Raw genomic sequence first — 21765 nt, 5'->3', positions numbered from 1 at the left:
AAGGTCACGGCAAACCAACGCCTACAAGCCCCATAAATACATGGCCTACAAGGTTGCTTGATGGCAGCCTGTTGCTTAACTTGGGTGGATTGGGTCGGACCCTCAGGGTCCGACCCCAGTCCTGGTTCTTGGGCTAAAAATAGCATCACCAACACACTAACTGAACGGCATTAGCCGCATAGCGGGCACTTTTTACTCCAGAACCTGCCGGACGACGACGCCTAAGCCTGGGCCAGGGCCTTGACCAGCGCCTGGTCGGCCACCTGGCACGGTCGGATGCGTATCAACTTGCGGTACAGCGGTGGCATGGCGTTGCACAGCGCCAGCAACGCGTCTTGCGTCATGGCCGGGCGCACGTACTGGAATTGTGCCGGATTATTCTCCGGCAGCGCGCCTTCCATGGTCGAGCCGTAGGCGCCCAGAGTCATGAAACTGGCGGCGCTGTCGTCCGGGCCGACGGCCAGCACGAAAGTGCCATGCTTGGGGTGGCCCAGGTAGCTTTTGATTTCTTCCTGCAGCGCCGGCTCGGCGCCGGCCATCAATTCATAACGCAATTGCGCGTACTGGCGCGTGCATTCCATGAATGGCGTGCGGATGGGCGAACGCGCCAGCTGGCCCGGCATGCACAGCAGCAGGTTGCCAAAGGAATCGAGCAAGGCCGCCGCATCGCCCTGGCCGCCATCGCGCACGTCCTGCTCCATGGCCGCCTGCAGGAATGGTGCCAGGCCAGCGTCGGGCGCATGCGGGTCGCAGCGGTAGGTCAGGGCATCGGGATAGCGGCGGCGCAAGGCGCGCACCACGGCGTGCTCGGACGGCAAGGTAACAGGATCGCGCCGGGGCCCATCGTCGCCGGCACTCAGCAGTTGCATCACCTGGGCCGATGTCGCTTCGAATACCAGCGAGCACAGTGCTTGCGTCGCCTCGTGGATGCTCTTGCCGATGAAAAAAGATTTGGGCGCGGCACCGGACGGCCCGCGCGCATACTCGGTCGCGCCGCGCACGGCCGGGTAGCAAAAGCTGCGGCCAGCCTGCGCCTGCAGCGGCGCTGGCAAGGCCGTGAACGTGGCAGCGCCATCGTAATTGATGCCCGCCTTGGCGTCGGACGCGGCCACCACCACGTTGAAACCGGCTGCCAATATCGCCCCCGTGCACATGCAGCAGGGGTCGAGCGAGGTGACGATGGTCAGCTCACCCGGCGCCGGCAAGGGCGTGCCCTTGGCCCGCTCGGCGAAATACCAGTCCACCAACTGGCGCTCGCCATGCGCGGTAGGGTCGAACACCAGGCCCCGGCGCACGACGTTGTTGTGCATCGATTGCAGCACATTGCCGGCGCCATCGAGCAGCACGCCGCCCACGCCGAACGTACCCTGCGTCTTGGCAGCCATGGCTTCGGCCGCAGCGATGGCAACGGCGGCCTGGATGTCGATCGTCTTGTTCAAGCGCAGCCTGTTACTTCATGTCCAGGTCGGAATTGCCGAAACCGTGTGGCAGCAGCCAGCCCGCCGTCACTTCCATGATGTCGTTTTTCAGGTTCGTCAGGATCACCGGCAAATCGGCACCGCCCATCTCGAACATCACCTGGCGGCAGGCGCCGCATGGAGAGATCGGTTCTGCCGTATCGCCTGTGACGGCCAGTTTGGCGAAGTCGCCCGGCTTGCAGCCATGCGCGATGGCGCTGAAAAAAGCCGTGCGCTCAGCGCAGTTGCACAGGCCATAGGCGGCATTTTCCACGTTACAGCCACGGAAAATGCGGCCATCCTTGCACAGCAACGCCGCGCCTACCTTAAAACGCGAATACGGCGCGTAGGCCAGTTCACGGCCAGCATTGGCTTCGGCGATCAGTTCTTGGTTGTTCATTTGATTATTTACCTGTAAAACCCGCAAAGGCCGGGGTCGTACCCTCAGGGTACGACCCCAGACCCTGCTTTAGGGCTAAAAATAGTTATGCTCGAATGGTGCGGTAAATTACCGGGCTGGCCGTCAACGCCACTGCGCTGATCGCATACGCTTCCTGTATTTCCTTGACGGCTTGCTGCGCCGCCGCTTGCGTGCGCGCATGCACCATGGCCAGCGGCTGGCCAACGGCCACTTGCTCGCCCAGTCCCACCAGGTCCGTCAGGCCGACAGCGAAATCGATGCTGTCGCTCGGACGACGACGCCCGCCGCCCAGGGCGACGACGGCCAGGCCAATGCCGCGGCAATCGCGCACATGCGCGTAACCGCCTGTGAGCGCCGGCACCGGCACGACGAATGGTGCTTTTTCCAGGTATTTGTCCGGCTTCTCGAGCAAATCAGCCGGACCACCGAGGGCGCACACCATGCGCGAGAAACGCTCGGCCGCTTCACCCGAATGTAGCGCCGCCATCAATTTCATGCGCGCCTCTTCTTCGGTGGCCGCCAGGCCACCCAGCACCAGCATCTCGGCGCACAGCGCCAGCGTCACTTCATGCAAGCGCGCGGGACGCGAACGCCCGGTCAGGTAATCCATGGCACCGCGCACTTCCAGCGCATTGCCTGCGTACGGCGCCAGCGATTCGTTCATGTCCGTCAAAATCGCCGACGTCTGCATGCCCGCGCCATTGCCCACGGCGACGATACTCTGGGCCAGTTCCACCGATTTTTCGTAGGTCGGCATGAAGGCGCCCGTGCCTACTTTCACGTCCATCACCAGCGCATCCAGGCCTGCCGACAGTTTCTTCGACAGGATGGAGCCGGTGATCATGGCCACCGATTCTACCGTGGCAGTGACGTCGCGAATGCTGTAAAAACGCTTGTCGGCCGGCGCCAGCTGCGCTGTCTGGCCGATGATGGCCACACCAACGTCCTTGACCACTTGACGGAACAATGCATTGTCCGGCACCGTGCAATAGCCGGGAATGGCGTCGAATTTGTCCAGGGTGCCACCGGTGTGGCCCAGGCCGCGGCCCGAGATCATCGGCACATAGCCGCCGCACGCGGCGACCATGGGACCCAGCAGCAGGGACACCACATCGCCCACGCCGCCCGTCGAATGCTTGTCGACGACAGGACCGGGCAGGTTCAGCAAACGCCAGTCCAGCACCTGGCCGGAATCGCGCATGGCGAGGGTAAACGCGACGCGTTCGTCCATGTTCATGTCATTAAAATAGACGGCCATGCCCAGCGCCGCGATCTGGCCTTCGCTGACGCTGCCGTCAGTGATGCCACGCACGAAAAACTGGATTTCCTCGGTGCTCAGCACGCCCTGGTCGCGCTTCTTGCGGATGATTTCTTGGGTTAAAAACATCGAATAACTCCAATAAAAATAGGTTTGGGGTCAGTCCCGACGGGGGAATGTGCTTCAATGGAGCACATTCCGATCACGAAATGACCGACCCCGGCTCTTTGCCCCTGGGGTTAGCGAATTTACTGGCGCTCATAAATCACGCCAAAACCCTTAACTGAACGATATTAGGGTCTGACCCCAGCTTCACAATGCCAGTTATCAGTCAGTTAAACACCGTAAGGTATCCACACGTTTTTCACTTGCGACGCATGCGCCAGCACGGCGCGGCCACCGCTTTGGGCGGCACTGTACCAGTCGCGGCCTCTGGCGCCACCGACCCAGGTGCGCTTCAGGGTAGCGGCCGACAGGCGCTCGACTTCCGCGCAACCGTCGGCCGAGCCGTCATGGCGCCAGACGGCATCGATGTCGGCATGCGTGGCCAGGGTGCGCGCCAGTTCATCGGCGTTGCCGCTGATGATGTTGACGACGCCGCCCGGCAAGTCGGAGGTATCGAACACCTGGTACAGGTCCAGCGCGGACAAGGGATGCGCTTGCGACGGCACCACCACCACGCGGTTGCCCAGCGCGATGGCCGGCGCTACCAGCGAAATGAAGCCAAGCAATGGCGCTTCATTCGGGCAGACGATGCCGATCACGCCTATCGCTTCGTTCAGTGCGACGGTGATGCCCTTGGTGGGCGGCTGATGCGCCAGGCCATCGTACTTGTCGGCCCAGGCGGCGTAGTAGAACAGGCGTTCGATCGATGCCTGCACTTCCTTCTCCGGATTTTTACTGCCCGTCATGGCGGCGATGCGGGCGGCAAATTCGTCGGCGCGCGCCGCCAGGTTTTCGGCGATGTAGTACAGCACTTGCGCGCGGTTGTGCGCCGTGGCACTGCTCCAGCCAGACGCTTTATGGGCCGCTTCGACGGCGTTGCGGATATCCTTGCGGCTGCCCACGCCCACTTCGGCCAGCAAGGCGCCATTGGCGCCAAATACAGGCGCGCTGTAAGCGCTGTCAGGGCGCGCCTGCTTGCCGCCAATGTACATCTTGGCCGTGCGGTCGATGGCGAACGGATCGGCTGGCGCCGGTTTCGCATTCCCTTTCGCCTTCGCTTCCACTACTGGCAAAGCCGGACGCGCATCTTCGGCCAGGGCCGTCATGTATTCGAGCATGCCTTCGCGGCCGCCTTCGCGGCCAAAGCCCGATTCGCGGTAGCCGCCGAAGCCGCAAGCGGCGTCGAACTGGTTGGCGCTGTTGATCCACACCACGCCGGCCTTGATGGCCGGAGCGATATCGAGGGCCAGGCTGATCGACTCGGTCCACACGCTGGCAGCCAGGCCGTACACCGTATTGTTCGCCAGCTGTACCGCTTCGGGCGGGGTGCGAAAGCTCATGGCCACGAGCACGGGGCCAAAGATTTCAGCCTGTGCCACGGCAGCAGACGTCGACGCGCCCGTGATCAGGGTAGGCGGGAACCACGCGCCGTCTGCCGGCAGTTCGCACGCGGGCTGCCATACGTCGCAGCCTTCGGCACGGGCCGAATCGACCAGCGCGGCGATGCGCTGGCGCTGCACCGGATCGACCAGCGCGCCCACGTCCATCGATTTATCCAGGGGCGAACCGAGGCGCAGGTTTTGCATGCGCGCGCGTACCTTGTTCAGGAAGCGCTCCTCGATCGATTCCTGCACCAGCAGGCGCGAACCGGCGCAGCAGACTTGTCCCTGGTTGAACCAGATTGAGTCGACCAGACCTTCCACGGCGCTGTCCAGATCTGCATCCTCGAAGACGATGAAGGGCGACTTGCCGCCCAGCTCCAGCGACAGCTTCTTGCCGCTGCCGGCCGTCGCGACACGAATCAAACGACCCACTTCGGTGGAACCCGTAAAGGCGATCTTGTCGACACCAGGGTGGTTGACGATGGCCGAACCGACGCGGCCGTCGCCGGTGACGATGTTGACTACGCCGGCCGGCACGCCCGCCTGCAGGCACAATTCGGCGAACAGCATGGCCGTCAGCGAGGTGAATTCGGCCGGCTTGAAGACGACCGTGTTACCGGCGGCCAGGGCCGGGGCGATTTTCCACGACAGCATCAGCAAGGGGAAATTCCATGGCACGATCTGGCCTACCACGCCCACCGCGCGATAGTCGGAAAACTCTTCCGATTGCAGCTGCGCCCAGCCGGCGTGATGGTAAAAATGGCGGGCGGCCAGCGGCAGGTCGATATCGCGCGTTTCGCGGATGGTCTTGCCGTTGTCCAGCGTTTCCAGCACGGCGAACAGGCGCGCATGCTTTTGCAGCAAACGGGCCAGCGCGTACATGACTTTCGCGCGGCCATGACCACCCATGCCTTGCCATACAGGCAGCGCGCGACGTGCCGCTTCCACAGCGCGCGCAACATCGGCGTCGCTCGCTTGCGTCAATTCAGCGAGGGCACTGCCGTCAGCCGGATTCGTCGAGGCGAACAGTTGCGCCGGCTCGCTCCAGGCATTGTCGATAAACAGGCCGAACTTGCGCTGATGGCCGTCGAGCCACGCCTGTGCTTCTTTTTGACTTTCGGGAGCAGGGCCGTAGTCCATAGTAGTGAGAATCTCGTTAATTGTAGGCATGACGAATGTTCTTTAAGGTTGTGCGTGACGATGATTGGCCGAGTAGCTGCCGGTGACGTAGTGCTCGAGCTGGCGCTCGATGTCGGTCAGCAGGCTGGAAGCGCCGATGCGGAACAGGTGCGGCTGCAGCCATTCATTACCCAGCTCTTCCTTCATCAGGGTCAGATACTGCAGCGCGCTCTTGGCCGAGCTGACGCCGCCGGCCGGCTTGAAGCCCACCTGAAAGCCCGTTTGCTCGTGGTATTCGCGGATCGTGCGCACCATCGTCAGGGCCACGGGAATGGTGGCGTTAACGCCCTCTTTCCCTGTGGACGTCTTGATGAAATCAGCGCCTGCCATCATGCAGACCCACGACGCCTTGGCCACGTTTTCCATCGTCAGCAAGTCGCCAGTGGCGAGAATTGCCTTCACGTGCGCTGCGCCGCAAGCCTTGCGGTAAGCCAGCATTTCGTCGTACAGCACCTGCCAGTTGCCATTCAAGACGTGCTGGCGCGTGATGACGATATCGATTTCCGAAGCGCCTGCCGCGACCGACAGTTCGATCTCGCGCAGCTTCGTTTCCATGCTCGTCAGGCCAGCCGGGAAACCGGTCGACACGGCAGCGATGGGCAAACGGCCCTGAATGACTTTCACGGCCGGTTGAATCATTTCGTGGTACACGCACACGGCGCCGGTGCTCAACTCGGTCAAGCCCAGCGCTGCCATCAGGTCGGCGCGCAGCGGGCGCATGGCCTTCATGCACAGGCGCTCGACGCGACCCGGCGTATCGTCGCCACCGAGGGTGGTCAAGTCGATCACCTCGATGGCCTTGACCAGCCAGGCAGCCTGGTATTCCTTTTTCACCGTACGGCGGTTCGCCAGGCTGGCCGCACGGCGGTCTGTCGCGGCGCGGTTGACGCGGATCTGGTTGATCCAGCCCAGGTCGAGGCCAACGGCCTCGTTACGCTTGAAGTCGGGGTGCATGAGTGTCATAACAAGCTGCTTCCATTAGCAAGTGGTGGCACGCCAAGATGCTTGGCGAGGGTTTGGCCAATATCGGAGAAGGTCTCGGAAATGCCCAGTGCGCGCGGGGCGATGCCGGGGCCGAAGAAAATCATCGGTATATGTTCACGGGTATGGTCGGAGCCGGGCCAGGTAGGGTCGCAGCCATGGTCGGCGGTGATCACGACGAGGTCACCATCTTTGAGCTTGGCGATGAATTCCGGCAGGCGCGCATCCATTTCGCGCAGCGCATCGGCATAGCCCTCGACGTTGCGGCGGTGGCCGAACGACTGGTCGAAATCGACGAAGTTGACAAAAGTAAGCGACTTGTCCTGCACTTCATCGGCCGTTTTCAACAGCGCTTCAAACAGCGCCATGTTGTCGACGCCCTTGACGACGCGCGAAATGCCCTGGGTCGCGAAAATGTCGCTGATCTTGCCCAGACCGACAACTTCGCCGCCCGCATCCTTGACGTGATCGAGCAAGGTCTTGCTTGGCGGCGCGACGGCATAGTCGTGGCGGTTGCTGGTGCGCGTGTAGTTGCCATTGCTGCCGGTGAACGGACGGGCGATGACGCGGCCAATGTTGTACGGTTCCACCAGTTTGAAAGCCATTTCGCACACGGCATACAGACGCTCCAGGCCAAACGATTCTTCATGCGCGGCGATCTGCATCACCGAGTCGCCCGAGGTATAGATAATCAGCTTGCCGGTAGCGACGTGTTCATCGCCATGCTTGTTGATGATGTCCGTGCCCGAGGCATGGCAGTCGCCCAGGAAGCCGGGCACGCCCGACATGGCTTTGAGCTTGTCGGTCAGGTCGGCGGGGAAGGACGGCGTGGTGCGGGGGAAGTAGCCCCAGTCGAATTCGACGGGCACGCCGGCGATTTCCCAGTGGCCGCTCTGCGTGTCCTTGCCGGTGGAGCGCTCGCGCGCCGCGCCGTAGGCGCCGGTGAAACCGTCGCGCTGGTCGAAGCCCACGGCCCATTCGCCGCTGGCGAGGTGCGCCGCTGCGCCCAGTCCCAGGCGTTCCATGTTCGGGAGTTTCAAGGTCTTGCCGCTTTTGGCGACAGTGCTGGCAATGTGGCCAAAGGTATTGGCACCTGCGTCGCCATACTTGGCAGCGTCTGGCGTCGCGCCAAGGCCGAAGGAATCAAGCAGGAGGATAAATGCGCGTGACATGATAAGGCTCGCTTTGTGGAGGATGCGGACAGTGTAGGCCGGATTTTTCCGGCCTGCCGCGCGGCAGCGCCGATGATCAGCGCGCCGCTACTGCATAAAAAATGAAACGTTTTACAATCTTAGGCTTGCGGTTTTTCAGCCACTTTGGCCAGGAAAGCGAGGATCAGCTTGACCAGGTCTTTCGCGCCAATGGCCGCGTATTTCAAGGTTTGCTCGTGCGACAGGGCGAATGGCGACATGCCTTCGGCCAGGTTGGTGATGACCGACACGCCCACCACTTTCAAGTCGCAATGACGGGCCGAGACCACTTCCGGCACCACCGACATGCCGACCGTGTCGGCGCCCAGGCGGGCCATCATGCGGATTTCGGCGGCCGTCTCGAAGTTCGGACCTGGGTAGGCGACGAATACGCCTTCGTGCAGGGTGATGCCGCTGGCGGCCGCCGTGTCCTTGACTTGTTGGCGCAGTTCGGCGTCATAGGCGTTGGCCATGCTGAAGAAGCGCGGGCCAAAGCGGTCATCGTTGGGGCCGACCATCGGCGTGCCTGGCAGCAGGTTGATATGGTCGCTGATGGCCACCAGGCTACCGGCGTCCACTTCAGGGCGCAAGGAACCGGCGGCGTTGGTGACGAACAGCATTTCGCAGCCCAGCAGCTTCAGGGTGCGGATAGCGCTCGTCATCACGCCCATGCCATAGCCTTCATAAAAGTGGCCACGGCCCTTCATGCAGACGACGGCGACGCCCGACAGGGTGCCGACTACCAGTTCGCCAGCGTGACCGTGCACGGTGCTGATCGGGAAACCTGGCAATTCGTCAAAGCTGATGCTGACGGCATCCGTCATCTGCTCGGCCAACACACCGAGGCCGGAGCCGAGGATCATTGCCACGCGCGGCTTGAAATTTTCTGGGATGCGGGCACGGATGATTTCGGCGGCGTAGAAAGGGGTGTTATTCGACATGGTTATCCTCTGATTGGCTAATGATGATGGTGCGGCCTGCGCGGCGGTGTACGCATAGTATCGCGCCCAGGTATCGGGTATGTAAGGGTGTTGCTGGACTATCCAGATGCGTATTGCCACTATTTTCCGCCACTATGCATCAAACGGATTATGTATGGCAAATACCATTTTTCTTGCCCATTTATACAATTCAAATATAAATGGCCGATATTATAGTCTAGGCAGGCACTCACCTGCCAGCGCCCACACGGCCCTTGCGATGTGCGCAAAATACCTGTGTACAAGCTGTATACGCGCACTTTCCCGGCATGACTGAGGCGAAATTGGCACAAGCTTCCTATGCAGGCTAAATACAAGCCAAATACAAGCTTGACAGAAAAAAGACAAATGTTTACAGTTTTAGACAAATGTTTAGAACTTCCGCGACTACCTTGTGACCGATCCCAATAAAAAAGACCAGCTATACACGCTGATACGCAACAACCCCTTCATCTCGCAGCAAGACCTGGCGAGCGAACTGGGCTTGTCGCGCTCGGCCGTTGCCGGCCATATCGCCGGACTGATACGTGAGCGCCGTTTGCTGGGACGCGCCTACGTACTCCCCGACAGCCGCCCCGTGCTGTGCATAGGCGCCGCCAACCTCGACCGCAAGATGCGCACCCTGGCGACCCTGCAGATGGGCACCTCGAATCCCGTGCGCTCGGAAGAAGTGTTTGGTGGCGTGGGCCGCAACATCGCGGAAAACCTGGCCCGCCTGTCGCTCCCCGTGGCCCTGCTGACGGCACTGGGCGACGATGCCGCAGGCCACGCCCTGCAGACGCACGCGGAAGACGCGGGCATCGACATGCGCGGTAGCTTACATTTGAACAATACCAGTAGCGGCACTTACACGGCGGTGCTCGACGAACATGGCGAAATGCTGCTGGCGATGGCGAACATGCAACTGTATGAACAGCTGACGCCGGCATTTTTGCACAGCCGCCAGCCGCAGCGTGCCGCCGCCGCCCTCACCGTCTGTGACCTGAACCTGGGCCACGACAGCGTGCAGGCACTGCTGGCCGACGCGCGCCAGGATGCGACTCACGCTACGCCGCTGGTCATCGTCGCCGTCTCGCAGCCAAAGATGGCGCACCTGCCGCAAGACCTGACGGGCTTGCATCTGCTGATCCTCAACCGGGGCGAACTGGAAACGCGCGTGGCGCGCGCTTTGCCGACGGCATTTGATGTGCGCGCTGCCTGCCGCGAAGTGCAGCGCCAGGGTGCGCGCCAGGTGATCGTCACCTGCGGCAGCGAAGGCGTGTACTTCACCGATGGCGACAGCCAGGACGCGCCCGTCATGCACCTGGCCGCGCGCGAAGTGGACGCCGTCGACGTGACAGGCGCCGGCGACGCCTTTTCCGCCGCCGTCTGCTGGTCGCTCTATCACGACAGCAGCGATTTGAAACTGGCCTGCCGGCGCGGCCTGAAGCTGGCCGCCATGACGCTGGAATCGGCGGCCACCGTCTCGCCCCTGATTTCGGCCGGCGCACTCGACGACATCGACGACGCCGATCTGGCGCCACCTCCCCCTACCCTCTTTCAACAGGATTGAAACATGACGCAATTGAATAATTTCCTCTCGTTCTCGCAAGAAGTACTGGACGCGCGCGCCGCCGGCAAGGCCATCGTGGCACTCGAATCGACCATCATTTCGCACGGCATGCCGTATCCGCAAAACGTGGAAATGGCGCGCGAAGTGGAACAGATCATCCGTGACGGCGGTGCCGTGCCGGCCACCATTGCCATCATCGACGGCAAGATCTGCATCGGCCTGTCGCCCGAGCAACTGGAATTGCTGGGCACTTCGCCCGAGGCCATGAAAGTGAGCCGCCGCGACCTGCCGTTCGTCTTGTCGCAAGGCAAGCTGGGCGCCACCACCGTGGCCGCCACCATGATTTGCGCGCAATTGGCTGGCATCGCCGTGTTCGTCACGGGCGGCATCGGCGGCGTGCACCGCGGTGCGGAAACCAGCTTCGACATTTCCGCCGACTTGCAAGAACTGGCGCAAACCTCGGTCGCCGTGGTCTGCGCGGGCGTCAAATCCATCCTCGACATTGGCCTGACCCTGGAATACCTGGAAACGCACGGCGTGCCCGTCATCAGCGTGGGCCAGGAAGGTTTTCCTGCCTTCTTTACGCGCGAAAGCGGTTTCAAGGCAGATTTCCGCCTCGATACGGCCGCCGAGCAGGCTGCCTTCATCAACACCAAGTGGCAACTGGGCTTGCAAGGCGGCGTCGTCGTCAGCAATCCCGTGCCGGCCGCGCAAGCCATGCCCAAGGAAGAAATCGATGCCATTACCACGCAAGCACTGCAAGAAGCTGATGCGGGCGGCGTGAAAGGCAAGCAAGTCACGCCATTCCTGTTGTCACGCATCAAGCAGTTGACGGATGGCCGCAGCCTGGCAACGAATATCGCCCTGGTCAAGCACAATGCGCAAGTGGGAAGCAAGCTGGCCATTGCCATGCAGGCAGTCGTGGCACGATAATAAGACTGCTGTATAGAAGTGTGCGTACTGCCCGCGCTGCGCACACAGCGTTATCGCCTAGCAACACGCAACGCCAAGGAAAGCATGTCCATCGATCTGAAACAGTTAAAGTATTTTCTTGCCGTTGCCGAGGAGAAAAGCTTCAGCCGCGCTGCCGAGCGCCTGCATATCTCGCAGCCGCCCCTGAGCCAGCAGATCATGAAACTGGAAAGCGAACTGGGCGTGCGCCTGTTTGCGCGCACCACGCGCACGTTCGAGCTGACCGTGGCCGGCAAGGCGCTGATGCAAGAGGCGGCCGACCTGCTGGCCAAGATGCGCATGACCATCGACACCATCCGCCAGATCGACCGTGGCGAAGTGGGCCGCTTGCGCGTCGGCATCGTCGGCTCGGCCATGTGGGGCCCCATCCCCAGCCTGCTCGAAGAGTTCCAAAGCAAATTTCCCCGCGTCACCTGGACCATCCACGAACTCGGTCCCACGGTGCAATACGAAGCCTTGCGCGCCAAGCAAATCGATGTAGGTTTCTGGCGCGAACCCAAGCTCAACGACGACGACTTGCGTCACGATAATTTACGCCAGGAACTATGCTTTCGCGAAAACGTGTGCGTGGCCGTCAACGAACACCATCCGCTGGCGAAAAACACGGCCATCGAGCTGATCGACATCGCCCTTGAGCCCATGCTCACCCTCAACCTCGATAAATCCGCCTTTCCCCGCTACCTGGTGCAATGCTGCATCAATGCCGGTTTCGAACCCGTGATCTTTCAGGAAGCGAGCGAACCGCAAACCCTGCTGGCCATGGTGGGCGCGGGCCTGGGCGTCACCCTGGTACCGGAAACGACGAGCCGCATCGGCTGGCCCGGCGTCGTCTTCCTGCCGATCAAGACCAATCCGCCATCGGCCAACCTGTACATCAGCTATACCACGCTCGACGACGCTCCCGTCGTGCGGGCCTTCCTCAATATCCTCAATCCCCCAGCGAATTGAGGCAAAGCCTCAAGTGTCAGCAAGCAACGCCAACCCGAAAAGCAGCAAGACCGGGTCGGACTCAGGGTCCGACTCCAACCCTTCGTTTTGGGTTTGCATTCCAATTTATATGGCTATCATATAAATAGCCAAACAAAAACGTATTTGTCATACATATCTAGCATGATGCATAGTGAACCGGACGCCCATCGTGGCGCCGGTCCTGCGCCTGCCCTGCGCGTCAGCTGACGGCGTATTCCAGCCCGCTCCGGCAGCCCCATTCGATGTTGTCACTATAAAAGAGACGGGGCGCGACTGTTGCGTGAGCATCACACTGATGGCGGGGAAATACACGAAGCCAGCAATCATCTTGTGCATAATCTTGTGCAATACGGTGCAATGTTGATAAGGAATTATCAGCTCGTGCATCAAAAACAGGCTAAATCGGCCCCAAATTATATGTTTGACCTATAAAAAATATACAATATCGATCTTCCAGGAGCCACTCATGAAACTTACACAATTTAGTTTGACGATCGCAGCTGCATTTTTAGCTGCTCAAGCGTCCGCGGCTACCCCAAAACTGGGTGTCGTGTATGACGCGGGCGGCAAGTTCGACAAGTCGTTCAACCAATCCGCTTTCGAAGGCGCCTCGCGCTTCAAAAAAGACACGGGCATTTCCTTCATCGAAGTGCAGGCCTCGAGCGATACGCAGGCTGAACAAGTCATGCGTGGCCTGGCCCGCAAGAAACTCGACATGATCGCTGCCATCGGCTTTGCGCAAACGCAAGCCGTGCAAAAGGTCGCCAAGGAATTCCCGAACGTCAAATTCGTGCTGATCGACGGCCAGGCCACCGGCAGCAACGTCAATTCCGTCGTCTTCAAGGAAGAAGAAGGCTCCTACCTGGTGGGCGTGGCTGCGGCCATGGCCAGCAAGAGCAAGAAGGTCGGCTTCATCGGCGGCATTGATATTCCCCTGATCCGCAACTTCGCTTGCGGCTACGCGCAAGGCGTCAAGGCCGTCAATGCCAAGGCGGAAATCACGCAAAACATGGTCGGCACCACGTCCGGCGCCTGGAACGACCCGGCCAAGGGTGGCGAACTGGCCCGCTCGCAATTCGAGCGCGGCGTCGATGTCGTCTTCGCCGTCGCCGGCGGCAGCGGCATGGGCACGCTGCAAATGGCCAAGGAAAAAGGCAAGCTGGCCATCGGCGTCGATTCGAACCAGAACCATTTGTACCCAGGCAGCATCCTGACCTCGATGGTCAAGCGCGTCGACAACACCGTCTACGACAGCTTCATGGAAGTCAAGAACGGCACCTGGAAGGGTGGCGTCAGCTATAAAGGCTTGAAAGAAGGCGGCGTGGACTGGGCGCTCGATGCCAACAACCGCAAGCTGATTACGCCAGAAATCGAGAAGCGCGTGTTGGGTGCGCGTAAGGACATTATCGATGGCAAGATCAAAGTGATCGATTACCGCGTCGGCAGCAGCTGCCCGGTTTAATTTTTCTCCGTATCTTTTAGCGCGCCGCCGGGGCCTGTCTCCGCGCGGCGCGTTTCCATGAAACTATCCAGTTATGAACCTATGCAGCCAGCAGTAGAATTTCGCAGCATTTCCAAGCATTTTGGACATGTGAAGGCGAACGCCGACGTCAGTTTTTCCATCGCCAAGGGCAGTATCCACGGCCTGGTGGGGGAAAATGGCGCCGGCAAATCGACCTTGATGAGCATCCTGTACGGGTATTACCGTGCCGACGGCGGAGAAATCTTGCTCGACGGAAAAGTACAGCCTATCCGCAACAGCCAGGAAGCGATCAATCTCGGTATCGGCATGGTGCACCAGCATTTCATGCTGGTCGAGAATTTCACCGTCCTCGACAATATCATGCTGGGCACGGAAGGCGGTTTTCGCTTGGCCAGCCACCGCATCGAAGCGGAAGCCAAATTGCGCGACATTTGCGCGCGCTACCGCCTCGACGTCGACCCGCTGGCGAAGATCGAAGACCTGTCCGTCGGGGCGCAGCAGCGCGTGGAAATCCTCAAGCAGATTTATCGCAGCGCCAACATCCTGATCCTCGACGAGCCGACAGCCGTGCTGACGGCCCAGGAAACGGCCTCGCTGTTTGAAATCTTGCGCCTGTTCAAGGAGCAAGGCAAGACCATCATCCTGATCACGCACAAGCTGCAAGAGATCCTGGAAATCACCGATAGCGTCACCGTCATGCGCGGCGGCACGGTGGTGGGCGCCGTTACCACGGCAAGCACCTCGAAAGAGGAACTGGCCAATATGATGGTGGGCCGCCCTATCCAGAGTCATCTGCCACGCGCGCCCTACAATCCGGGCGCCACGGTGCTGGAAGTGGACGGTTTGCAACTGGCCGACGCGCAGCAAGTCAAGTTGCTGGCCGACATAGGCTTCAACTTGCGCGCCGGCGAAATCGTCGCCATCGCTGGTGTTTCCGGCAATGGCCAGAGCGAACTGCTGGAAATCCTGTCGGGCATGCGTTTGCCCACCTCGGGCAAGCTGCGCTTCCTGGACAAGGACTTGCCATTTGGCAAGCGTACTGATGCCGATGGCTTGCCGCTGGCCTTCCGCGAACTGGGCATCGCCCACATTCCGGAAGACCGCTTACGCGATGGCGTGGTGAAAAATTTCTCCGTCATGCAAAACACCATCCTCGGCTACCAGGACCAGCTGAAAAACCGCTGGGGCTTGTTCAACTTCAAGGCCATCGGCGCGCGCTGCGCGGAGCTGCTGAAGACTTTCGACGTACGCCCGGCGAACCCGGACTTGCGCATAGGCCTGCTGTCGGGCGGTAACCAGCAAAAGGTGGTGATCGCGCGCGAAGTGCTGGCCAAGCCGAAACTGATGCTGGTGGGCCAGCCCACGCGCGGCGTCGATATCGGCACCATCGAAAGCATCCATACGCAATTGCTGGCTCTGCGCGACGCGGGCGTGGCGATCCTGCTGGTGTCCGTCGAACTGGAAGAAGTGCGGGCGCTGGCCGACCGCATTCTGGTCATGTGCGGCGGACGCATCACCGGCGAACTGAAAATTGAAGAATTCGATACCACCCGCATCGGTCTGCTGATGGGGGGAATGCATAAATCATGAATAACGACTTGCCACGCTGGGCGACAGCCTTTGTCATGCCCATGTTAAACCTGCTGTCGGCCTTGCTGGTCGCAGCCCTGGTCATTTATATGCTGGGCGAGGACCCGGCCGAATCGCTGGGTATCCTCGTCAACAGCGCCATCCTCAATCCGGAAGGCTTGAGCTACACCCTGTTCTACGCCAGCACCTTCATCTTCACGGGCCTGTCGGTTTCCGTGGCAATGCAGGCCGGCTTGTTCAATATCGGTTCCGAAGGCCAAATGTATATCGGCGGCCTGGGCTTGACGGTGGCCATGCTGGCCTTCGACCAGACCCTGCCTGCCTGGCTGCTGATTCCCGCCGCCATGCTGGGCGCGGCGCTGTTCGGCGCGCTGTGGGGCTTGCTGCCCGGCTATCTGCAAGCCAAGCGCGGCAGCCATATCGTGGTCACCACCATCATGTTCAATTTCATCGCCGCCAGTCTGATGAACTTCGTGATCGTGAAATACCTGATTCCGCCGGGCGAGCAAAACACGGCCAGCCGCGTGTTTGCGGAAAGCGGCGAAATGCCGCGCCTCTCCACCTGGTTCCCGGCACTGGGCGACACCCCGCTGAACATCAGTTTCTTGCTGGCGATTGCCGCGCTGGTGATTTACGGCGTGATGGTCTGGCGCTCGTCGTGGGGCTTCAAGCTGCGCGCCACGGGTCTCAACAAGCATGCGGCCCACTATGCGGGCGTGTCGATCAGCAAGATGATCATCATCGTCATGCTCATTTCCGGCGCGCTGGCCGGCCTCGGTTCCGTCAATTCCATCATGGGTTCGACGCATTATCTGTCGCTCAATTTCGTCGGTGGCGCCGGCTTCATCGGCATCGCCATCGCCCTGATGGGCCGCCAGCATCCGGTCGGCATCTTTTTATCGGCCGTGCTGTTTGGCGCGCTGATACAGGGCGGTTTTGATTTGTCGCTGGAAAAACCAAATATCCCGACGGAAACCTTCATTTTCATCCAGGGCTTGATCATCCTGTTCTGCGGCGCCATGGAAAACTTCTACGCACCGGCCATTTCCGCCCTGCTCAAGCGCACCAAAGGCTAACACCATGACACTCGACGACTTTCATTTCGCCAGCATCCTGGTATCGACCGTGCGCAATGCGCCCGTCCTGATCTTTGCCGCCATGGCCGGCCTGTTCGCCGAACGCAGCGGCATGATCGACATCGGCCTGGAAGGCAAGATACTGGCCAGTGCCTTCGCTTCCGCTGCCGTAGCCTACACCACGCAAAACCCGTATTACGGCATGGCAGCGGGCATGCTCGTCTGCGTCGCCCTGGCCTTGCTGCAAGCCTATGTCAGCATCACGCAAAAGGGCAATCAGCTGGTGGCCGGCATGGCCATCAACATCGCCATGAGCGGCCTGACCTTTGTTCTGGCGCAATTTTTCTTCCAGCAGGGCGGGCGCACGCCCGACCTCGGTTCGGCGCGGCTGTTTGACGTGGTCTTGCCTGGCACACAGTACGTGGAGCACATTCCCGTCATCGGCTGGGTGTATGCCCACCTGATCGGCGGCCATTCCATCCTCGTGTATGTGGCATTCCTGCTGATACCACTCGTGCATTGGCTGCTGTACCACACGCGCTTCGGCCTGCGCCTGCGCGCCTGCGGCGAAAACCCGCATGCGGCCGACTCGGCCGGCGTGAGCGTGGAAGCGACGCGCTACCTGGCCATGCTGGTGGCCGGCATCCTGTGCTCGTTCTCGGGCGCCTACCTGGCCATCGTGCAAAGCGGCTTCTTCCTGCGCGACATGTCGGCCGGCGCCGGCTATCTGGCCCTGACGGCGATGGTGTTCGGCAACTGGCGCCCCATCTACACTTTCCTCGGCTGCTTGATGTTCGGCTTCTTCGCCGCCATCCAGATCCAGATCGAAGGCGTGGATTTGCCGGTCGTGGGCCGCATCCCAGGCTCGCTGATCCAGATGGTGCCGTACGTGGTCACCGTGATCGTGCTGGCAGGCTTGATGGCGAAGTCCATCGCCCCCAAGGCTATCGGCATACCGTTCGTCAAATCGCGCTAAGTTTCAGGGTGCACTGAGCAATGCAAAAACCCCGCAAGTTGCTAAGCAACTTGCGGGGTTTTTGCATATCGCTGTCCATTACCCAGCTTATTCTTGCCAGATCGCCTGCAACACGGCAGCCAGGTGATAGCCCGCCTCGATCAGCTGCTGCTTCGCCAGCGCCGAGCTGGGCACCGGATAGTAATCTGGCACCGTCAAAGCCCACACATGGTAGAGCTCGCCCTTGCGGCTGGTCTGCGGCATGGCCGGACCGGCTCGCACATCCGTGAAAGCAACCTTGGACGCCGCCAGCGAGGCATCGGCCCACTGATACGGCCAGGTAACGGGCTCGCCCGTATTGCGGCTCACTTGTGGCTGGCTGCTGATCACCGTACTGGCAAACTGCTGTGGCGTGCGCGTGCTCAGGCGGCGCATGGCGTAATCGACTACCGTACTGTCCCAGTAAGAGTGCAAGGGCTTGGTGGGCGACTTCGGATAGGCAGGCGCTTTCGCCATGCCTTCTTGCACCGGCAGCGGCGCAGGAATCAGGGCCTCCGACAGCGCCGTCACCTTCGCATCGTCGAGCAACAAATCATTGCTACCGCGTGCATTGAAAATGCTGACGTCGTCGATCTGCGCCTGCGTGGCGGGCACGAAAAACTGACCATCCTTGCCGAGAAACGCATTGCCCACATGCAAAGGCTGGTGAATATCGCCCACCAGATGCGTGATCAAGATCAGCGCTTCGCGCTGGCTGAAACCGTGCGGATTGCTGAGCGCATCAGCCTTGCCCTGCAATACCAGAATCGCCCGTTTCAAGGTTTGCACGATATCGTCGTCGGCCGTGCCCACGCCATGATCATGGTAGTGCGCGTTCTGGAATGGCACGTTGGTGTAATGATATTCACCATGTTTGGGATTTGCCGCCACATAGCTCAGCATTTCCGGCGATTGCGGGCCGCAATACGTGCCCTTCACGCAATCGGGCCAGTTGGCGATCTTTTCCAGGCTTTCGCCCGGCAATAACAACTTGGCCACCTGAAGCTGGGCGGCACTACCCTTGAGCAATTGATCGGCAATGGCCCCCACGGCGCGGTGACCGTCATTGCCCCAGGCCAGCACATTGCCGGAGGTGAAGGCGGCGCCCAGCGCCAGCACGCAGATTAATTTTTTCATGCTCACGACGACTCCTTGTCTTGCGGCGCGGCTTTCGCCGGTTTCGGATACCGCTTATTGATGTCGATAGGCTGCGCATAGACCGAACTCCACGTCTGCTCATGCAGCGCGGCAATCCGCTGTGCCATCTGCTCGTTGCGCAGCACCACTTCCAGGTTGCGCGACAAGTCAAAATAGCCGCCGGCCCAGTTACTCGTGCCGACCCAGGCCAGCTTGCCGTCGATGCTCATGGTCTTACTGTGGATCACGCGCGCAAATGGAATGAAACCCGTCGAGGCGGCAGGAATCGTCACGATGCGCATTTCCACATTCGGTACCAGGGCCAGGCTTTTCAGGTAGGCAATAGCCGGCGCTTCCGTATTCCAGCTTGACACCATCAGCTTGATTTTCACCCCACGCTGGGCGGCTGCGCGCACGGCATTGTCGATCACGGCGTAGTACGGACGCGTGCGGTTCGGGCCGTACGACAGCGGCGCGTAATCGAGCAACTGGATGCGCACTTCGCTTTTCGCTTCCGCCAGCAAGGCGGGCAAACCCGTTTCCGAGTCGCCCACGCCGGCCGGGTTATAGGCATTCGGGCTGGCCAGCAGGAATGCATTTTGCGCGTAATTGGCCTGCACGACCTTGCTGTTGAGCACCGTGGCGCGGCCGCCTTGCGACGTCAACGCCTGGGCTTGCCAATCCTGCTCGAAGATGGCTTGCACCTGGCTCACCATGGCGGCTTGCGTGATCTTCAAGCCCGTTTCATGGATGTGCTCGAACGAGCGCCAGTCGAAATTCTGGCTGCCGATATACGCCACCTGGCCATCGACGACCAGGTATTTGGCGTGCACGATGCCGTTGCCCGTAATTTTATTGAAGTCGATGAGGCGCAAGTCCAGATTGGGAATCGCCTTGAGCTGGGCGATGGTCGCCGCTTCCGACAGGCCCACGCCCTTCTGGTCCAGCAGGAAGCGGATTTTCACGCCGCGCTGGCCAGCGGCCGTCAAACTGGCCAGCACTTTTTCAAAAGCCGTGCCGGGCTTGCTGACGGCGTAAAACTGGGCGATGACGATCTCTTTTTTGGCTGAATCGAACAGCTCGCTCCACACGGCAACGGGCTCGCGCAGGTCGGGATTGGTCAAGCTGGTTTCCACCGGCGAGGTATGCACGAGTTCAAAGCCGGGTATGCTGAAATCGGCGTGCGCCGTGCCTGCGAACAGGCTCGAAACAAGAACGGAAGCAAATAAGCGACGCATGGTTTTTCCTTGTAGAGTTATTTGACGCGCACAATGCGCCCGGCCGCCGTGGCGCTGCCAGCGGGCTTGCCGGCGCGCGCGCGGGCTATCAGGTAATTGCTGAAGGCGTCGATGTCGCGCACGCCCGTGTCGAGCCGGCGCGTGCCGGCTGCCAGCACGGTAAAGCGGTCGCCGCCGCCAGCGAGGAAACTGTTGGCGGCGACGCGGTATTGTTGATGGTCTTCAAGAGCAATGCCATTGAGCATGATGCTGCCCGGCAGCACGCGCTGGCCTTGGGGCTGCGTGCTGTCCCAGCGATAGCTGAAACCTTCGGACACCTGCAGCAGATTGCCCTCGCCTGCCTCTTCGCCCGGCCATTGCTGCTCGAGCAAGGTGCGCATTTGCGCGCCGGACAGACTGACCACGATCAGGGTATTGCCGAACGGGACAACCGCCTGGTTCTGCCCCACGTTCGTCATCAGGTCGGCGCCCGCTTCGAGGTCCTTGCGGATGCCGCCATTATTCATCAGGCCGATTTGTGCACCGGCAGAGAGCGCGCCGAACAGGGTGCTGTCGGCCACCAGGTCGCCCAGCGGCGAAGCACCGCTACCCTTGGTGCTGCGGCCCACGATAGGCACGGCGATGGCGGCCACGGGACGCGACAATTCTTGCGCACTGCGCTGTTTCACCGATTCCAGATAGGCGGCCACGGCCGGGTCCGGCGCATACATGCCGGGCAGCATGACGACGTTTTGTGCGCTGGCATCGATCAGCGCATTCTTGACGGGATCAACCTTGAGCTTGATGCGCGTCAACATGTGTCCGCCCATCTGCGCCTGCGTCACCAGCCGGCCATCGACACGGCACAGATAGCCCTGGTGCGAATGACCGCTGATGACCAGTTGAATCGCCGGATCGAGACGTTTCACCACGTCGACCACTTCGCCTTTCAGGTGGCTGCAATCGGGCTGGTCGACGGCTTCCTTCGTCTCGCCGCCCTGATGCAGCAACACGACGAACACGCCCACGCCTTGCGCGCGCAACTGCGGCAAGGTAGCGTTGATGGCGTCAGCCTCATCGCCGAATTGCAGACCAGCAATGCCGGCGGCCGTCACCACGGATGGCGTATCTTTCAGCACGGCGCCGATCAAGCCCACCTTGACGCCATGCGCCTCTTCAATGCGGTAGGCTGGCAACAGCGACTTGCCCGTTTGTGTATCGATGACATTGGCGGCCATATAGGTATAGCTGGCGCCCTTGAAATCGGGCGTGAACTTGCATGCCTTGTCGGCGCGCACGGATTCGCAGCCGCCGCGCTGCTGGCGCAGCAGTTCCGCCTTGCCCTGGTCAAATTCATGGTTGCCGACCGAACTGGCCTTCATGCCCAGCATGTTCATGGCCACGATGCTCGGTTCATCGGCCCACAGCGCCGACATGGCCGGACTGGCGCCCACCAAGTCGCCATTGCCGACAAAAATCAGCTGCGCATCTTCGCGCCGCCACGCCGTCAACGCGCCGGACAAGGTATCGATGCCGCCCGCCTGCACCGTCTTGCGCCCGGCATCGGCGGCGCTCGTGTAAGTAAATGTACTGCGGTCGAGGTTGCCGTGAAAATCGTTCAGGGCGACCAGGTTGATAGCGACGGGGGCTGCGGTTGGCGTGGCAGGCGTGGTGCAGGCAGCCAGCAGCAGGGTCAGGGCCGCCGCGGCGGCGAGTGGTGTCAGATGGTGTTTCATGGTCCCCACATGGTTATTAGTATTCA

At 61.0% G+C, this 21765-nt stretch carries 17 protein-coding genes; 7 read left to right on the top strand and 10 right to left on the bottom strand.

Annotated elements, in window-relative coordinates:
• Window positions 1-221: 221 nt before the first annotated feature.
• The 7 genes from ACQ4V8_RS21185 to xapA form a co-directional block, all read right to left on the bottom strand.
• Entirely contained in the window at window positions 222-1439 is a 1218-nt protein-coding gene (locus ACQ4V8_RS21185) for a nucleoside deaminase (RefSeq protein ID WP_436572134.1), read from the bottom strand.
• Between the two features lie 10 nt (window positions 1440-1449).
• The gene (locus ACQ4V8_RS21180; RefSeq protein WP_436572133.1) at window positions 1450-1857 is read right to left on the bottom strand and encodes a cytidine deaminase; all 408 of its coding nucleotides are present in this window, start codon (window positions 1855-1857) and stop codon (window positions 1450-1452) included.
• An 85-nt stretch (window positions 1858-1942) separates the two neighbouring features.
• Complete coding sequence (deoA, locus tag ACQ4V8_RS21175; RefSeq protein ID WP_436572132.1) at window positions 1943-3265, bottom strand: thymidine phosphorylase; 1323 nt, start codon at window positions 3263-3265, stop codon at window positions 1943-1945.
• Between the two features lie 206 nt (window positions 3266-3471).
• On the bottom strand, window positions 3472-5853 hold the full coding sequence (locus ACQ4V8_RS21170; RefSeq protein WP_436572131.1) for an aldehyde dehydrogenase family protein: 2382 nt from the start codon (window positions 5851-5853) through the stop codon (window positions 3472-3474).
• Between the two features lie 12 nt (window positions 5854-5865).
• Window positions 5866-6825, bottom strand: coding sequence for a deoxyribose-phosphate aldolase (gene deoC / locus ACQ4V8_RS21165; protein WP_010395077.1), 960 nt, complete (start codon window positions 6823-6825; stop codon window positions 5866-5868).
• Window positions 6822-8015: a phosphopentomutase gene (locus tag ACQ4V8_RS21160; RefSeq protein ID WP_436572130.1), complete on the bottom strand. Its 1194-nt coding sequence runs from the start codon at window positions 8013-8015 to the stop codon at window positions 6822-6824. Before ACQ4V8_RS21160 ends, deoC begins: the two co-directional genes overlap by 4 nt.
• Before the next feature lie 119 nt (window positions 8016-8134).
• Entirely contained in the window at window positions 8135-8974 is an 840-nt protein-coding gene (gene xapA / locus ACQ4V8_RS21155; RefSeq protein ID WP_010395075.1) for a xanthosine phosphorylase, read from the bottom strand.
• 433 nt (window positions 8975-9407) lie between these two features.
• Here xapA and ACQ4V8_RS21150 point away from each other — a divergent pair, with 433 nt between their 5' ends.
• From ACQ4V8_RS21150 to ACQ4V8_RS21120, 7 genes are all read left to right on the top strand, one after another.
• Window positions 9408-10565, top strand: a complete 1158-nt coding sequence (locus tag ACQ4V8_RS21150) for a carbohydrate kinase (RefSeq protein ID WP_010395072.1) — start codon at window positions 9408-9410, stop codon at window positions 10563-10565.
• 3 nt (window positions 10566-10568) lie between these two features.
• Window positions 10569-11498 carry a pseudouridine-5'-phosphate glycosidase gene (locus ACQ4V8_RS21145; protein WP_193365519.1) on the top strand — a complete coding sequence of 310 codons (930 nt, stop codon included), beginning with the start codon at window positions 10569-10571 and terminating at the stop codon, window positions 11496-11498.
• Window positions 11499-11582: 84 nt separating this feature from the next.
• Complete coding sequence (locus ACQ4V8_RS21140; protein ID WP_010395069.1) at window positions 11583-12485, top strand: LysR family transcriptional regulator; 903 nt, start codon at window positions 11583-11585, stop codon at window positions 12483-12485.
• A gap of 487 nt (window positions 12486-12972) precedes the next feature.
• Window positions 12973-13968 (top strand): BMP family lipoprotein, encoded by a 996-nt coding sequence (locus ACQ4V8_RS21135; RefSeq protein WP_029496166.1) that lies wholly within the window; start codon window positions 12973-12975, stop codon window positions 13966-13968.
• 81 nt (window positions 13969-14049) lie between these two features.
• Window positions 14050-15579: an ABC transporter ATP-binding protein gene (locus ACQ4V8_RS21130; protein WP_010395065.1), complete on the top strand. Its 1530-nt coding sequence runs from the start codon at window positions 14050-14052 to the stop codon at window positions 15577-15579.
• Complete coding sequence (locus tag ACQ4V8_RS21125) at window positions 15576-16655, top strand: ABC transporter permease (RefSeq protein WP_010395063.1); 1080 nt, start codon at window positions 15576-15578, stop codon at window positions 16653-16655. Before ACQ4V8_RS21130 ends, ACQ4V8_RS21125 begins: the two co-directional genes overlap by 4 nt.
• Window positions 16656-16659: 4 nt before the next feature.
• On the top strand, window positions 16660-17631 hold the full coding sequence (locus tag ACQ4V8_RS21120) for an ABC transporter permease (RefSeq protein WP_010395062.1): 972 nt from the start codon (window positions 16660-16662) through the stop codon (window positions 17629-17631).
• Between the two features lie 87 nt (window positions 17632-17718).
• On the opposite strand, the gene ACQ4V8_RS21115 is transcribed toward ACQ4V8_RS21120, so the two are convergent.
• The 3 genes from ACQ4V8_RS21115 to ACQ4V8_RS21105 are packed head-to-tail and all read right to left on the bottom strand — an operon-like array spanning window position 17719 to window position 21739.
• A complete protein-coding gene (locus ACQ4V8_RS21115) occupies window positions 17719-18786 on the bottom strand; it encodes a S1/P1 nuclease (RefSeq protein WP_436572129.1) in 1068 nt (355 codons plus the stop codon).
• Window positions 18787-18788: 2 nt separating this feature from the next.
• Window positions 18789-20024: a phospholipase D-like domain-containing protein gene (locus ACQ4V8_RS21110; RefSeq protein WP_436572128.1), complete on the bottom strand. Its 1236-nt coding sequence runs from the start codon at window positions 20022-20024 to the stop codon at window positions 18789-18791.
• Window positions 20025-20041: 17 nt separating this feature from the next.
• A complete protein-coding gene (locus ACQ4V8_RS21105) occupies window positions 20042-21739 on the bottom strand; it encodes a bifunctional metallophosphatase/5'-nucleotidase (protein WP_436572127.1) in 1698 nt (565 codons plus the stop codon).
• Between the last annotated feature and the right edge of the window lie 26 nt (window positions 21740-21765).

The organism is Janthinobacterium paucivorans (assembly GCF_051380805.1).
Classification (GTDB): domain Bacteria; phylum Pseudomonadota; class Gammaproteobacteria; order Burkholderiales; family Burkholderiaceae_D; genus Janthinobacterium; species Janthinobacterium lividum_D.
The sequence above is the reverse complement of the archived record's forward strand: the minus strand, read 5'-3'. Positions and strand labels throughout refer to the sequence as shown.